This window comes from Streptomyces sp. NPDC107517 (assembly GCF_055582645.1).
Genome location: NZ_JBVJPM010000009.1, coordinates 14461 through 29608 on the forward strand (window position 1 = coordinate 14461; position 15148 = coordinate 29608).

At 70.3% G+C, this 15148-nt stretch carries 14 protein-coding genes and 1 pseudogene; 9 read left to right on the plus strand and 6 right to left on the minus strand.

Annotated elements, in window-relative coordinates; all coding sequences use genetic code 11:
* Positions 1-92: 92 nt before the first annotated feature.
* Positions 93-860 carry an SDR family NAD(P)-dependent oxidoreductase gene (locus ACZ67T_RS21285; RefSeq protein ID WP_469985976.1) on the plus strand — a complete coding sequence of 256 codons (768 nt, stop codon included), beginning with the start codon at positions 93-95 and terminating at the stop codon, positions 858-860.
* A gap of 24 nt (positions 861-884) precedes the next feature.
* On the opposite strand, the gene ACZ67T_RS21290 is transcribed toward ACZ67T_RS21285, so the two are convergent.
* Together ACZ67T_RS21290 and ACZ67T_RS21295 are read right to left on the minus strand one after the other, a co-directional pair.
* Positions 885-2372, minus strand: coding sequence for an arylsulfatase (locus ACZ67T_RS21290; RefSeq protein ID WP_469985977.1), 1488 nt, complete (start codon positions 2370-2372; stop codon positions 885-887).
* A gap of 157 nt (positions 2373-2529) precedes the next feature.
* Positions 2530-3515: pseudogene (locus ACZ67T_RS21295) on the minus strand (AraC-like ligand-binding domain-containing protein).
* 187 nt (positions 3516-3702) lie between these two features.
* Here ACZ67T_RS21295 and ACZ67T_RS21300 point away from each other — a divergent pair.
* The 8 genes from ACZ67T_RS21300 (at position 3703) to ACZ67T_RS21335 (ending at position 10986) form a co-directional block, all read left to right on the plus strand.
* Positions 3703-4245, plus strand: a complete 543-nt coding sequence (locus ACZ67T_RS21300) for a nitrobindin family protein (protein WP_469985979.1) — start codon at positions 3703-3705, stop codon at positions 4243-4245.
* 81 nt (positions 4246-4326) lie between these two features.
* A complete protein-coding gene (locus ACZ67T_RS21305) occupies positions 4327-4884 on the plus strand; it encodes an IS607 family transposase (protein ID WP_469985980.1) in 558 nt (185 codons plus the stop codon).
* A gap of 10 nt (positions 4885-4894) precedes the next feature.
* Positions 4895-6520, plus strand: a complete 1626-nt coding sequence (locus ACZ67T_RS21310; protein ID WP_469985981.1) for an IS200/IS605 family accessory protein TnpB-related protein — start codon at positions 4895-4897, stop codon at positions 6518-6520.
* 119 nt (positions 6521-6639) lie between these two features.
* Complete coding sequence (gene sph / locus ACZ67T_RS21315; RefSeq protein WP_469985983.1) at positions 6640-7623, plus strand: sphingomyelin phosphodiesterase; 984 nt, start codon at positions 6640-6642, stop codon at positions 7621-7623.
* Positions 7624-7815: 192 nt separating this feature from the next.
* Positions 7816-8520, plus strand: coding sequence for a CDGSH iron-sulfur domain-containing protein (locus ACZ67T_RS21320; protein WP_469985984.1), 705 nt, complete (start codon positions 7816-7818; stop codon positions 8518-8520).
* A 116-nt stretch (positions 8521-8636) separates the two neighbouring features.
* Entirely contained in the window at positions 8637-9350 is a 714-nt protein-coding gene (locus tag ACZ67T_RS21325) for an ABC transporter permease (protein ID WP_469985985.1), read from the plus strand.
* Positions 9347-10018, plus strand: coding sequence for an ABC transporter permease (locus tag ACZ67T_RS21330; RefSeq protein WP_469985987.1), 672 nt, complete (start codon positions 9347-9349; stop codon positions 10016-10018). The genes ACZ67T_RS21325 and ACZ67T_RS21330 overlap by 4 nt, the downstream gene beginning before the upstream one ends.
* Positions 10018-10986, plus strand: a complete 969-nt coding sequence (locus ACZ67T_RS21335; RefSeq protein ID WP_469985988.1) for an ABC transporter substrate-binding protein — start codon at positions 10018-10020, stop codon at positions 10984-10986. Before ACZ67T_RS21330 ends, ACZ67T_RS21335 begins: the two co-directional genes overlap by 1 nt.
* 44 nt (positions 10987-11030) lie before the next feature.
* Here the strand turns inward: ACZ67T_RS21335 and ACZ67T_RS21340 are convergent, their stop codons facing one another.
* The 4 genes from ACZ67T_RS21340 to ACZ67T_RS21355 are packed head-to-tail and all read right to left on the minus strand — an operon-like array spanning position 11031 to position 15106.
* Complete coding sequence (locus ACZ67T_RS21340; protein ID WP_469985989.1) at positions 11031-12194, minus strand: ABC transporter ATP-binding protein; 1164 nt, start codon at positions 12192-12194, stop codon at positions 11031-11033.
* Positions 12195-12216: 22 nt separating this feature from the next.
* A complete protein-coding gene (locus ACZ67T_RS21345) occupies positions 12217-12870 on the minus strand; it encodes a LutC/YkgG family protein (RefSeq protein WP_469985990.1) in 654 nt (217 codons plus the stop codon).
* Positions 12867-14354, minus strand: coding sequence for a LutB/LldF family L-lactate oxidation iron-sulfur protein (locus tag ACZ67T_RS21350; RefSeq protein WP_469985992.1), 1488 nt, complete (start codon positions 14352-14354; stop codon positions 12867-12869). The genes ACZ67T_RS21345 and ACZ67T_RS21350 overlap by 4 nt, the downstream gene beginning before the upstream one ends.
* A complete protein-coding gene (locus tag ACZ67T_RS21355) occupies positions 14351-15106 on the minus strand; it encodes a (Fe-S)-binding protein (RefSeq protein WP_469985993.1) in 756 nt (251 codons plus the stop codon). Before ACZ67T_RS21355 ends, ACZ67T_RS21350 begins: the two co-directional genes overlap by 4 nt.
* Positions 15107-15148: the final 42 nt, after the last annotated feature.

The following is a 15148-nucleotide window of genomic DNA, read 5'->3' on the forward strand; positions in this document are numbered from 1 at the left end:
CGGGGCGCGGGGCGACAGCAAGGGTCGCTACTTAGCAGCTAGGCTGTCAAGAGTCGGCGAGGGTCGGGCAGCGGAGCGAACGAGGAGTGGCGATGGGACGGTTGGCGGACCGGGTGGTCCTGGTGACGGGCGGGGCGCGCGGCATCGGCCGGGCGCTCGTCGAGACGGCCGTGCGCGAGGACGCGGCCGTGGCGTTCTTCGACCTGGACGAGGAGTCCGGAGCGGCGCTGCGCGACGAACTCACCGGCAGGGGTGCCCGCGTCGCCTTCCGCCGGGTCGACGTCACGGACGGGCAGTCGGTCGCCGACGCCGTGAGCGACGTGGCCGCCACGCTCGGACCGGTCGACATCCTCGTCAACAACGCAGGACGCAACGTCTACGCCGACCCGGTCGCGATGACCGAGGCCGAATGGGACCAGGTCTTCGACGTCGACCTCAAGGCGGCCTTCCTCTGCGCGAAGCACACCCTGCCGTCGATGATCGAGCGCGGCAGCGGGGCGATCGTCAACATCGCGTCCCTGCACGCGAAACTGACCTGCGCCGGCATGTACCCGTACGCGGCGGCCAAGTCCGGTCTCGTCGGGCTGACCCGCTCGATGGCCCTGGAGGTCGCGCCGCACGGCGTACGGGTCAACGCGGTCAGCCCCGGCTACATCAGGACGGCACTGGTCGACGAGTACTTCGAGCAGCACCCGGACCGGGACGCCGAGCGCAAGGCGCTCGACGTCCATCCGCTGGGCCGGATCGGCACCCCCGAGGAGGTCGCCGAAGTCGTCTGCTTCCTCGCCTCCGACGCGGCGTCCTTCGTCACGGGCGCGGAGTGGGCCGTGGACGGCGGGCTCGGAGTGCGGTTCGCCTGATCTCCCTCACGACAAGTCCCCCTGTCAGCCGGCCCCGGTCGCGGCGGCGATGCGCTCCCGGGTGTGCCGCAGCTCGGTGACCACCGGTCGGCCCGTCACCAGTTCGCCGCCGTGCACGAAGCCCTCCTCGCGGTCGCGCAGCGCGTCGATCAGCCGCCCGCGCCAGCGCTCCAGCAGCGTCGCGTGCTCGGGCAGCCGGGCCAGGTTCACCAACTCCTTCGGATCCTCGGCGAGATCGAAGAGCTGCTCGTGCCCGTCGCCCGACATCCACAGATACTTGTGCCGCCCGTCGGTCACCCACTGCAGCGACTGCCCCAGATAGGTGTGCTCCCCGTGCAGATACTCCCGCCAGTCGTCCGGGCGCTCACCGCGAAGGAACGGCAGCAGGCTGCGCCCGTCGACACTGTCGGGCACCGGAAGTCCCGCCGCTTCGAGCAGCGTCGGCATCACGTCGCGCAGTTCCACGACCTCGTCGGCCACCGAGCCGCCCGCGTCGCCGCGCATCGACGGCGCGAGGTTCATCAGGATGGGCACCCGTGCAGAGCCCTCGAAGCCCAGTGCCTTACGGAACATGTGGTGATCGCCCATCATCTCGCCGTGGTCCGACACGAAACAGAACATCGTGTCGTCACCGAGACCCGCCTCGACCAGCGCCTCGCGGAACCGCTTGATCTGCAGATCTATGTGCGCCATGTGCCCGTAGTAGCCCGCCCGCGCCCGGTGCACCAGCCGCGGATCGATCACGCCGACGGCCGCCTCGTGATAGCCGTCCTTGCGGTACGGCGCATAGTCGTCGACCCAGTCACCGACCACGGGTTCGTACGGGTCGAGGGCCATGTACTGGTCGAAGGCCCACTCCGGCGGGTCGTACGGGTGGTGCGGCCGGTGGAACGACAGATAGAGGAAGAACGGCTTGGTGGGGTCGCGGCGCGGCAGCCACTCGATCGCCTCGGTCACCGCCCACGTCGTCGGATGGAGCGCCTCGGGCTTGTCCCAGGGGCGCGCGACGATGGAGTTGCAGCTGACGCCGTGGTCCGCGTAGTCGGCGGCCGGCGTCATCCCGGGCTGGCGGCGCAGCCAGGGCACGTAGTCGTCGAAGAACTCGAAGTTGCGGCTGTGACGCCTGCGCGCGTAGTGCAGATAGCCGTCGTGCAGCCGTACGTCGTCGAAGCCCAGGCGGGCGCGCTCCGGGAAGACGTGCATCTTGCCGACGGCCTGGGTCTGGTAGCCGCCGCGCCGGAACTCGCCCGGCAGCGTCACCGGGTGGACCTGCTCGAAGGGCACACCCTCGCGGTACCCGACCCGGCCGTGCCGCTCCTGCGACTGTCCTGTGAAGAGGGCCACGCGGGCGGGAACACAGGTCGGCGTCGCGGAGTAGGCGCGGTCGAAACGCACACCTTCGCCCGCGAGTTCGTCCAGGTGAGGGGTGTGGACGTCGGGGTGGCCCGCGGCGGAGAGGCAGTCGCCCCTCCACTGGTCCACACAGATCAGTACGACATTGGGCTGGCGCAAGAGGCTCTCCGGGTCCGGGTGTCCCGTCGGCCCCGGTCACCGCCGACGGGTGGGCGACGGTGACGATCATGCCTGGAGCGGGGCGGCCCGAACAGGGTGCGGGGGCGACTGAGCAGAGAGCGCACAGTCGATGTGGCGACAAGGAGCCATGACGCGCTCAGCAGCGCGGGGACGTGTCCAGGGTGGCGGCCCGGCTCCTGTACTCCGTCGGCGTGATGTCGTACGCGGTGCGGAACGCGCGGCTGAAGTCGGCCGCGCGGGGAAAGCCCCAGCGGGCCGCCACGGCGTGGATCGGGCAGGAGCCCAGCGCCGGATCGACGAGGTCGCGACGGGCCGCCTCCAGACACCGGCGGCGGATCCAGGCGGCGACCGTGGCCTCTTCGTTCTCGAACAGCCGGTGCAGATGGCTGGTGGAGATGTGGTGCGCGGCAGCGACGCCCGCGGGGGTGAGCTGCGGGTCGTGCAGGTGTTCCTGGACGAACTTCTTGATACGCAGGACAAGGGCGCGCCGGTACGTGTCCCCAGGGAGGCTGTTCTCGGCCTCAAGGGCATGGGCGAACAGCGCGGTGACCAGATCGGTCACGAGACCTCCCAGCCGGGGCCCGTCGGCGGGGCGGTAGCAGGCGGTGTCGGCGGTCAGCTGGGACAGGAACTGTGCGAGCAGCGCACCGATCCCCGTCCCGGCCGGCACCCGCTTCGGGACCGAGCGGCAGTCCGCCCCGGGGGCAGCGGCACCAGCGCCTTGGGCAGTTCGAGGCCCACGGCCGTCACCGGGTCCTTGCCGGTGCGGATCTCCCACGGCACCGACGAGTCGTTGATGTGCAGGTCGGACGGCCGGTACACGGCCTCCTCGCGGTCCCAGCTGCCGGTCCCCGTCCCGCCGAGGAGCAGTGAGAGGTGGTACAGCTCCGGGTCGGAGCGGCGGATGAGCCGGGGTGTTCGCCGGATGACGAGCTGCTGGAACGTGGCCGGCCACACGGACACGGAACCGAGGTCGATGACCCGTTGAGTGGCCCAGAAGTCATCGGCGTGGTCGCTGGTCATCCGCACCGGCGCGTGGGTCTGCCCCACCCGCTCCGCCCAGTACGCAAGCCGGTCGGCCGCCGGCACGTCCGCACTCCGGAACTCCGTCTCGTTCAGCACGCGATCTTCTCCCCGTTGCGTCCCCGTCGGAAGATCAAACACGTCGACGATAAACGTCCGATGGACGGATCCGGGTGCCACCTGGGGCGAGGCGGATGTGCGTGCCGGGCCCCGCGAGCCCGGCCTGATCCGAACGAGAGGCCCTAGGCTTCACGAGGCACAGGCACCGACCTCAGGAGCGCGCACCGTGTACGACCCCGCACCGGCCCACCCGTACCCCGACAGCACCGGCCCGGACGAGGCTCCCGCCCCGCACCCGCTGCTGGCGCCCGTGCTGGGCCTCCTGGGCATCTGGCGCGGACGCGGACAGGGCGGATATCCCACGCTCGAGGGGGACTTCACGTACGCGCAGGAGATCACCTTCAGCCACGACGGCCGGCCGTTCCTCCGCTTCGAGGCCCGCGCCTGGCTGCTCGACGCCGATGGTGCGCCGCTGCGGCCGTCGGCGCGCGAGAGCGGCTGGTGGCGGCTCCAGCCCGAGGGCCGGGTGGAGTCACTGATCACGCAGCCGACCGGCATCGCGGAGATCTCCGTCGGCACCGCGGACGGCAACACGGTCGACCTCTCCACCGACCAGGTGGCGCTCACGCCCACCGCCAAGGAGGTCAAGGCCACGCGCCGCCGCTACGCGCTGACCGACGACGGCACCCTCACGTTCACCCACGACCTCGAGGCCGTCGGGATGCCGCTCCAGCACCACCTGTCGGCTCGGCTGCGGCGCGTGGGCTAGCCCACGGGGGGTGAGGAACTGCCGTCGGTTGAGCGTGCATAAGTGTGCATGCCGGTCCTCTAGTTGCGTTACGATCATGGTGTGAATCTGACCGAGTGGGCACGAGCGCAGGGGGTGAGCCCCCACACCGCGTACCGGTGGTTTAAGAACGGGACGCTTCCCGTGCCCGCTCAGCGTGTTGGGCCGCGCACGATCCTCGTGAACATCGACGCTGCCCATGCTCGCGAGGCAGGCGGGGGTCTGGGCCTGTACGCCCGCGTCTCCTCCCACGATCAGAAGGCCGACCTGGAACGCCAGGTGGCCCGGTTGTCTCAGTGGGCGGCCAAGGCTGGTCACCGTGTCGTGCGTGTTGAGGCGGAGATCGCTTCCGGGATGAACGGTGCCCGTTCGAAGGCGAAACGTCTGCTGGCCGATCCGGCGGTGACCACGGTCGTGGTCGAGCACATAGACCGTCTCGGCCGCATGAACGTCGAACTCGTGGAAGCGGCCCTGTCCGCGCACGGCCGTCGCCTCGTCGTCCTGGACGACGGCGAGGTGGAAGACGACCTGGTACGCGATGTGGTGGAGGTGCTGACGTCGTTCTGTGCCCGCCTGTACGGGAGCCGCTCGGCGAAGAACCGTGCCCGCAAGGCCATGTAGGCCGCGCAGCATGGCTGAGAAGGAGCAGCTGCGGCAGATCGCCCGGCCGTTCGTCGCCGATGGCCCCTCGGGTGTCTCGATACGGGACCGCCTCAAGGGCCTGACCGGCGAGGACGAGAAGGTGCTGCGGGCCGTGGGCGAGCACATGGGGCGCCTGGCTTCCGCTGACCTGGCCCGCAGGTGCCGTGACGGCCTGGATCACTCCACCGACACGTGGGCCGCCCGCAAGAGGGACCTGACCACTGAGTCTTCTTCCCGGTGGGCCGGTTCGGTCACCTCCAACACCCACGACCAGTGGGGCCTGTCCCGCCGCGCCCAGTACGCACACCTCGCCTCCCTGGACGCAGGTATCCGCACCCTGCGGCACCGCCTGTCCCTGCCCGTCGGGGAGAAGGGCAGCCGGGGCAAGCCCGGCGGCTACCGCTCCAAGAGCGAGTTTTTCCACAAGACTAGGCGTCTGTCGATCCTCGAAGAACGGTATGAGCGCGTACGCGGCGAGCGGGAAGCCGGACACGTCTCGGTCGTGCGCGGGGGCCGCCGACTGCTTCACCAGCGTCACCACCTCAACGCCGCGAACAAGAAGCCCGAGCAGTGGCGTGCCGAGTGGGAGACGGAGCGCTGGTTCCTGACCGCTGACGGCGAGTCCGGCAAACGATTCGGGAACGAGACGATCCGCGTCACCCCCGACGGCGAGGTCAGCATCAAGCTGCCCGCTCCGCTCGCCGACATGGCCAACGCCCGGCATGGCCGGTACGTGCTGGGCGCCCGCGTAGCCTTCCCGCACCGGGGCGACGAATGGCGCGACCGCATCGGAGCAAACCGGTCCGTGGCCTACCGCATCCACCTCAACACCTCCTTCGCCCGCTGGTACCTCGATGCGTCCTGGACCCGCAAAGAGCTGCCCGTCACCCCACTCGACAGCTTGCGGACCGGTGGAATGATCGGCGTGGACACCAATGCCGATCACCTGGCCGCCTGGCTGCTCGACGCACACGGCAACCCGATAGGTGCACCGCGCCGCTTCGACTACGACCTGACTGGCACCGCCAGCCACCGTGACGCCCAGCTCCGCCACGCCCTCACCCGACTCCTTCACTGGGCCAAGACCACTGGCGTGCAGGCCATCGCGATCGAAGATCTCGACTTCACCGACACCAAGACCCGAGAGAAGCACGGCCGGAAGAAGAAGTTCCGACAGCTCATCTCCGGTATCCCCACCGGAAAACTCCGCGCACGCCTGTTGTCGATGTGCGCGGAAGCCGGTATCAGTGTGATCGCTGTCGATCCCGCCTACACCTCGATGTGGGGCGCGGAGCACTGGCAGAAACCGCTGACCACCAGGCGGCGCCCCGCGACACGGCACTACGCCGCATCGGTGGCGATCGGACGACGTTCCCTCGGTCACCGGATCAGGCGACGGACGGCACCGCCCCCACACCACCAGAGCGATGGTGTGGGGCATCGGACGGTCCAGGCCCGACCCAGCGGCCGAGGGCGCGAGGGAAACCGCCCCCGAGTACCCGGACCACGGACACGATCCGATGGCGCTGGACACGGAGCGAACGCGGTGGACCAGAACGCCCAAGACCGTTCGGGGCGTTCGGCTGAGCACGTGCAACCCATGCTCAGTCTTTAGGAACGGTAGGGGAATTGGCAGAATGTGGCCACCGGATGGTTACCCGGAAGTAACTGTGGCTGCTTTGATGTGGCGTGCTCACGTCCCTCACAACTCCCCCACAAGAAACGGGAGGCCACGTGTCCCGCGTTGCCCGCCGCACGACCGGTTCCGCCCTCGCCGTCACCCTCGCCGCCGCCTCCGCGGTCCTGACCGCCCCGCAGGCGTCGGCGGCGACACCGGCCGAAACGCCGAGGCTCAAGGTCCTGACGTACAACACGTTCCTGATGAGCACGAACCTCTACCCCAACTGGGGTCAGGCGCACCGGGCGGCGGCCATCCCGGCCGCGCCGTTCTTCCAGGGCAACGACGTCGTCGTGCTCCAGGAGGCGTTCGACAACACGACGTCCGACGCGCTCAAGAGCAACGCGGCGGCGCAGTACCCGTACCAGACCCCCGTCGTCGGGCGGTCCAAGGACGGCTGGGACGCCACCGGCGGCTCGTACTCGTCGACGACGCCCGAGGACGGCGGCGTGACGCTGCTCAGCAAGTGGCCGATCGTGCACAAGGAGCAGTACGTCTACAAGGACGCGTGCGGCTCCGACTGGTGGTCCAACAAGGGCTTCGTCTACGCCGTCCTCGACGTGAACGGCGCGAAGGTGCACGTGGTCGGGACACACACCCAGTCCACGGACTCCGGGTGCGGGGCCGGTGAGGCGGTCAACGACCGCAGCCTCCAGTTCAAGGCCGTCAAGTCCTTCCTGGACGCCAAGCACATCCCGGCCGACGAGCAGGTCATGGTGGCGGGCGACCTGAACGTCGACTCGCACGGCACGGAGTACGCCTCCATGCTCGCCGACGGCGGCTTGGTCGGGGCCGACTCACGGACCGGGCACCCGTACTCGTTCGACACCGAGACGAACTCGATCGCGAGCTACCGCTACCCGGGCGAGCCCAAGGAGGACCTGGACTACGTCCTGCACGTCCAGGGTCACGCGCGGCCGACGGGGTGGGTCAACAACGTGGTCAAGGAGTCCACCGCGCCCTGGACCGTGAGCAGTTGGGGCACGAGCTACACGTACGACAACCTGTCCGACCACTACCCGCTTCAGGCCGGCCGCTGAGTGACCCGCGTCCGGCGCCGGGCCAGGGAGGTCCGGCGCCGGACGCGGTCGCGCGGGTCCGAGGAGGGCGGGCCGCTCACAGCCCTCGGGCAGCGCGGGCCGCCGGCCCCGACCCTCTCCTGTGGCGCCCCGCGACCCCCTCCGCAAGGCTGGAGCAGGGGGCCGCCGCACGCAGCTCAGGAAGGGCCCCACATGCCGGACGCGCAGGACGCCGCCCCGCACTCCGCCTCGGCGCAGGGGGTACGCGTGTCGGAGAACGGGCCGTACGTCGTCACCGGCGGCGTCCCTCTCATCCAGCTGGTCATCGTCACCGACGCGCGGGGTCAGTCCGTCGAGTGGTGGCAGCAGCGCACGTACGACACCGATGAGACGTACGCGCTGTGCCGCTGCGGGCAGTCCGCGAACAAGCCGTTCTGCGACCGCAGCCATGAGCGGGCCGGGTTCGACGGCACCGAGACCGCGAGCCGGCTGCCCTATCTGGAGCAGGCCGACGAGCAGGACGGACCCGAGCTCAGCCTCACCGACGCCCAGCCCCTGTGTGCCTTCGCGCGGTTCTGCGACGCCGACGGGCAGGTGTGGAACCTCGTCGAGGAGAAGGGCAGCGCCGACGTGGTGACACGCGAGACGGGCGACTGTCCCTCAGGGCGCCTCGTCGCCTGGAACCTCGCCGAGCGGCGCCCCGTCGAGCCCGGCCTCCCGCCGTCCATCGGCATCATCGAGGACCCGCAGGAAGGCGTCAGCGGGGGAATCTGGGTGCGCGGCGGCATCCCGGTGACCGGCGCCGACGGCACGCCGTACGAGGTCCGCAACCGCGTGACCCTGTGCCGCTGCGGCGCCTCGCGCAACAAGCCGTTCTGCGACGGCAGCCACGCGTCGATCGGTTTCAAGGACACCTGACCGGGGCGCACTCCGTTTCGAGGGCGCCCGACCGCGCCGTCTCCGGCACCGGTGGCCGTACGCCGTACGGGTCATCCCAGCGCGCCGTCGTCCGCGGCTGCCACTGGAATGGACGAGTGCCTCCATGGAGCGGACCCCTCACTCAGAGCCCCGGCAGTTCGCCCGACGACTGTCTGGCGCGCAACGACTGGATCTGCGGCCAGTACCTGAGCACCCGCCGCCACATCCTCCTCGACGCGGTCGTCCAGCACCTCCAGCTCACCGCGCTCGCCGTCCTGATCGCGCTGGTGATCGCCGTGCCGCTGGCCGTCGTCGCGCGCCGCTGGTCCCTCGCGGCAGGACCCGTCCTCGGACTGACGACCATCCTGTACACGATCCCGTCGCTCGCGATGTTCTCGCTGCTGCTGCCCGCGTACGGCCTGTCCGCGTCCCTCGTCGTCGCCGGCCTCGTCCTGTACTCGCTCACGCTCCTCGTCCGCAACATCCTCGCGGGCCTGCGCGCGGTCCCCGAAGACACCCGGCAGGCCGCGCGCGGCATGGGGTACGGGCCGGTCAGGCTGCTGCTGACCGTGGAGCTGCCGCTCGCGCTGCCCGCCGCGATGGCGGGCCTGCGCATCGCCACGGTCTCCGCCGTCTCCCTCGTCACGGTGGGCGCCATCGTCGGCTACGGCGGCCTCGGCAACCTCATCTACGCGGGCATGAACACGTTCTTCAAGGCGCAGGTCCTCACCGCGTCCGTGCTGTGCGTGGTCATCGCGGTCGCCGCCGACCTGCTGCTGCTCGGGGTGCAGCGGATCCTCACGCCCTGGACGAGGGCGAGCCGCGCGTGAAGACCCTCACCGACGCCTGGGACTGGCTCGCCGACGCCTCGCACTGGTCCGGCGACGACGGCATCTGGCACCGGCTCGCCCAGCACCTCGCCCTGACCGTCGTCTGCCTCGTCATCAGCTGCCTGATCGCCCTGCCCGTCGCACTCGTCCACGGCCACCTAGGCAAGGGCGGCGCGCTCGCCGTGAACATCTCCAACGTCGGCCGAGCCGTCCCCACCTTCGCGGTCCTCGTCCTGCTCCTGCTCACGCCGCTCGGCAAGTACGGCGAGGGACCCACCGTCGTCGCCCTGGTGCTCTTCGCGGTCCCGCCGCTGCTCACGAACGCCTACGTCGGGATACGCGGCGTCGACCGTGACATCGTCCGGGCCGCCCGCGGCATGGGGATGACGGGACGGCAGATGCTGTTCCAGGTGGAGGCGCCCCTCGCCCTGCCGATGATCATGAACGGGGTGCGGATCGCCGCCGTGCAGCTCGTCGCCACCGCGACGATCGCGGCCCTCGCGGGCGGCGGCGGCCTCGGCCGCATCATCACCGCCGGGTTCAACCTGGCGAGCACCCCGCAGGTCGTCGCGGGTGCCGTCCTCGTCGCCGTCTTCGCGCTGCTCGTCGAGGGGGTCTTCGAGCTCGCCGAACGGTACGCGCCCGCCCTCGCCCGGAGGAGGGCCTGATGAGGGCCTTACGGCGACGGGCCGCAGCAACAGCCGTACTCCTCCCGCTCCTCGCTCTGTTCCTTGTCGGCGCATGCTCCGGCGGACCCTCCCTGGAGAACCAGGGCGCGGTCACCGCCCCGCCCGGCGACAGCAAGCACCTCACCATCGGCACGGCCGGCTTCACCGAGAGCGACGTACTCGCCCAGATGTACGCCCTGCTCCTGAAACAGGCCGGATACAGCACCGAGATCCTGTCCGTCGCGAACCGTGAACTGTACGAACCCGCCCTGGAATCCGGCCAGATCGACGTCGTGCCCGAGTACGCGGCGACCTTCGCCGACTGGCTCAACGCCAAGACGAACGGCGCCAAGGCCCCGCCCGTCGGATCGCCCGACCTCGACGCCACCATGATGGCGCTGCGCGGCCTCGCCGCCCCGCGCGGGCTCACCGTCCTCGACCCGGGCAGGGCGGTCGACCAGAACGCCTTCGCCGTGACAACCGCCTTCGCGAAGCAGCACGGCCTCAGGACGCTCAGCGACCTCGGCGCGTCGGGCCTGAAGGTACGGCTCGCGGCGGGCGACGAGTGCGTCCAACGGCCGTACTGCGAGCCGGGCCTGAAGAAGACGTACGGCATCGACGTCACCGGCGTCGACCCCAAGGGCGTCAGCACCACCCAGTCGAAGAAGGCGGTCCAGGACGGCAAGGACCAGATGGTGCTCACCACGACGACCGACGCGACCCTGTCCGACTTCGGCCTCGTGCTGCTTGCCGATGACAAGCATCTGCAGAACGCCGACTACATCGTGCCGGTCGTCAACCGGTCGCGGGCGGGCAGTGAGCGCGTCGCCAAGGCCCTCGGCGCGCTGAACTCCGTACTGACCACGCAGGACCTGGCGTCCATGAACCAGCAGGTGGACAGCTGGCGCAGGCTTCCGGAGGACGTGGCGCGCTCGTACCTGGAGTCGAAGGGTCTGCTCAAGCACTGAACGTTCATGGGTTCCAGCTGACTTCCACACAGGGGGCGGGTCGCTCACGCGTCGGCGACCGAGTCGAATTCCACCTTGCTGCGCGCCACGCCCTGCGCGTCCGCGTCCACCGAGCGGCGCAGCGCCTCATGGAGTTTCGCCGGGGTCAGCACGCCGAGGAAGCGGGCGCCGTCGAGGACGGCGACCCAGCCCGCGTCGTGCTGGAGCATCACGCCGAACGCCTGCTTGAGCGGGGCACCGACGGGGACCCAGGCGTTCATGCGGTGCGCCAGGTCGCCGACCAGCCCCTCCTCGCCCGCGAGCGACAACTCGTCGATACCGACCCAGCCGTGCAGATCGCCGTCCGCGTCGAGGACGACGGCCCAGCGCGCGTCCTCGTCACGCAGCCGGGCGGCGGCGTCGCGGGCGGGCTCGCCCGCGCGGGCCACCGACGGCTGGTCCAGGTCGTTTGGCTCGATCTCGGTCACGGAGAGCCGCTTCAGACCACGGTCGGCGCCGACGAACGCGGCGACATACGGCGTCGCGGGCGTGCCGAGCACGGCGCCCGGGGTGTCGAACTGCTCGATACGGCCCTGCCCGTAGACGGCGATCCGGTCGCCGAGCCTCACGGCCTCCTCGATGTCGTGCGTGACCAGGAGAACCGTCTTGCGCACGGCGGCCTGCATCCGCAGGAACTCATCCTGCAACTGCTCGCGGACCACTGGGTCGACCGCGCCGAACGGCTCGTCCATCAGGAGCACCGGCGGGTCGGCGGCGAGCGCGCGGGCCACGCCGACACGCTGGCGCTGGCCGCCCGACAGCTGTTCCGGGTAGCGGGACCCGTACTGCTTCGGGTCGAGTCCGACCAGGTCGAGCAGCTCGGCGGCCCGGGCGCGCGCCTTGGACTTCTTCCAGCCGATCAGCGCCGGCACGGTCGCCGTGTTGTCGAGGATCGTGCGGTGCGGGAAGAGGCCGACCTGCTGGATGACGTATCCGATGCGGCGGCGCAGCTTGACCGGGTCGAGCTCGGAGATGTCCTCGCCGTCGACGAAGATCCGGCCGGAGGTGGGTTCAATGAGCCGGTTGACCATCATCATCGTGGTGGTCTTCCCGCAGCCCGACGGGCCGACCAGGGTGACCAGTTCGCCCTCGCCGACCTCGAAGGACAGATCGTCCACGGCCGTCGTGCCGTCCTCGTACCGCTTGGTGACGTGGTCGAACCGGATCATTCCCTCACGCTAGCCGCGTCCGTCACTCCCCGCTCACCAGCACCACCTCCAGGGTGCGCGGGCCGTGCACGCCCTCGACCCGGTCGAGTTCGATGTCGCTCGTGGCGGACGGACCGGAGATCCACGTCAGGGGACGCGTGGGGTCGAGCCGTTCAAGGGCCTGCGGGACGGAGGAGACGACCTGGTCCGGGACGCGGACGACGCAGATGTGGTGATCGGGGATCAGCGTGATGCGCCTGCGGCCCTGGTCGGGCGAGCCGTCGAGCACGATGGTCCCGGTCTCGGCGATGGCGACCGCGCAGCCGGTGACGACGGCCCCGGACCGGTCCAGCTCCGCGGCGGTGCTGACCGCACGGTCGTGGATACGCGGCGGGTCGGCGGCCGACATCCACTCGGGCGGCAGCCCCGGCGGCACCAGTACGGTGTCCGGCCACCGCTCGCCGAGCAGCCGCATGATCAGAGCCGGCAGCTCCTGCGGGTCCGTGCGGTGCACGATCGCCCGGTAGTCCGCCAGGTTCTCCGCCAGCAGGTCGACGGTCTCCTCGGTGGTCCGGGAGCCGTGCTCACGCCGGTACTCCCGGTCCACGGCCGTCTCGTACGACTCCCGCGCATCGCCCCGGGGCGCGTCGCCCAGCGCGCGCCGCACCCGGCCCAGGATGATGTCCCTGCTGTTCACTTGCCGCTCTCCTTCTTGCCGTGCGTGCGCTGCCACCAGTCCCTGAACGGCTCCGCCGGCACCTGCGGCAGATCCCGCGTCGCGCTCCAGGCCCGGCCGGGACCGGGGAGCGTGCGGGGATGGAAGCGGCGGGTGCGCGAGGCGACGCGCTGGCCGGCGCGCAGGGCTCCGGGGTGGGTGAATGCCCAGGCGGCCGCGCGCATGGCCGCCCGCTCCGCCGCGTGCCCCTTCGCCGGTTTCAGGACCACCCTGTTGCCGTGCCGGGTGGCCGGCCCGCCCTGCACGATCCGCTCGCGCAGGTGGACGAGGACTTCGGGGATGTCGATGGCGACGGGGCAGACTTCATAGCAGGCGCCGCAGAGGCTAGAGGCGTAGGGGAGTGAGGCGTCGATCTCGCTTGCGGTGCCCCGGAGTTGGGGGCTGAGGATGGCGCCGATGGGGCCCGGGTAGACGGAGCCGTAGGCGTGGCCGCCGGCCCTTTCGTAGACCGGGCAGACGTTGAGGCAGGCGGAGCAGCGGATGCAGCGCAGGGCCTGGCGGCCGACCTCGTCGGCGAGGGTGTCGGTGCGGCCGTTGTCGAGGAGGACGAGGTGGAAGGCGCGTGGCCCGTCCGCGGTCTTGGCGTCGGTGGTCCCGGTCCACATCGAGGTGTACGGGTTCATGCGCTCGGCCGTCGAGGAGCGGGGGAGTGTCTGGAGGAAGACTTCGAGGTCGCGCCAGGTGGGGACGATCTTCTCGATGCCGACGACGGAGATGAGGGTCTCGGGCAGGGTGAGGCACATGCGGCCGTTGCCCTCGGACTCGACGACGACCAGGGTGCCGGTCTCGGCGACCATGAAGTTCGCCCCGGAGATGCCGACCTTGGCGCGCAGGAACTTCTCGCGCAGGTGGAGGCGCGCGGCTTCGGCGAGTTCGGCGGGGGTGTCGGTGAGGCCCTCGGGGGCCGGGCGGCCCCACTCGCCCATTTCCTTGGCGAAGATGTCGCGGATCTCGCCGCGGTTGCGGTGGATGGCGGGCACGAGGATGTGGGAGGGGCGGTCGTGGCCGAGCTGCACGATCAGCTCGGCGAGATCGGTCTCGTAGGCGTGGATGCCTTCGGCTTCGAGGTGCTCGTTGAGGCCGATCTCCTGGGTGGCCATCGACTTGACCTTGACGACTTCGGACTCGCCGGTCTCCTTGACCAGGCGTGTCACGATCCGGTTGGCCTCGTCGGCGTCGGCGGCCCAGTGGACGACGCCGCCTGCCGCGGTGACGGCCTCCTCCAACTGCAGGAGGTAGGTGTCGAGATGGCGGAGTGTGTGGTCCTTGATCTGCTTGCCGGCCTCACGCAGGAGCGCCCAGTCGTCGAGTTCGGCGACGGCCTTGGCCCGCTTGTCGCGGATCGTGTGCGTGGCGTGCCGGAGGTTCGCGCGCAAGGTGGTGTTGCCGACAGCCTCGTGCGCGGCCTTCGGGAATGCAGGCATGCCGACGAACGTGCCGCTCATGACAGGGGCTCCTCTTCCGTGCTCGCCAGGATCTCCGCGATGTGGACGGGGCGCATCGCGGTGTGCAGGCGGGACATCGTGCCGCCGAGGTGCATCAGGCAGGAATTGTCCGCCGCACACAAGACGTCGGCGCCGGTCGACGTGGCGTTGCGGACCTTGTCCTCGCCCATCGCCGCCGAGACATCGGAGTTCTTCACGGCGAAGGTGCCGCCGAACCCACAGCACTCCTGTGCGCCCGGCAGCTCCTTGAGATCAAGTCCCTTGACGGCCTTGAGCAGTTGGTAGGGCCGGTCACCGAGGCCGAGGGAGCGCAGGCCGTGGCACGTCGGGTGGTACGTCACCGTGTGCGGGTAGTACGCGCCCACGTCCGTGACCCCGAGCACGTCCACCAGGAACTCGGTGAGCTCGTACGTCTTCGGCACGACCGGCGCCAGAGCGGCCGCGAGCCCGTCGCCGCGGCCCTCCGCGCGGGCCCGCTCGCCCATCCGCGGATACAGCTCGCGCACCATCGCCCCACATGACCCCGACGGCGTCACGATCGCGTCGTATTCACCGAATACATCGGAGAACTTCCGGGCGAGCGGCTCCGCCTCATGGCGATAGCCGGTGTTGTAGTGCGCCTGCCCGCAACAGGTCTGCCCCATCGGGAAGTCGATGTCGACACCCAGTCTGGTCAGCAGTTTCACCACCGCACGGCCGGTGTCCGGATAGAGCGTGTCGTTGACACACGTCAGGAACAGTGCGACGCGCATCGCGGCCCCTTCGTATCGATCATCGGATGGGTGCAGGGTACG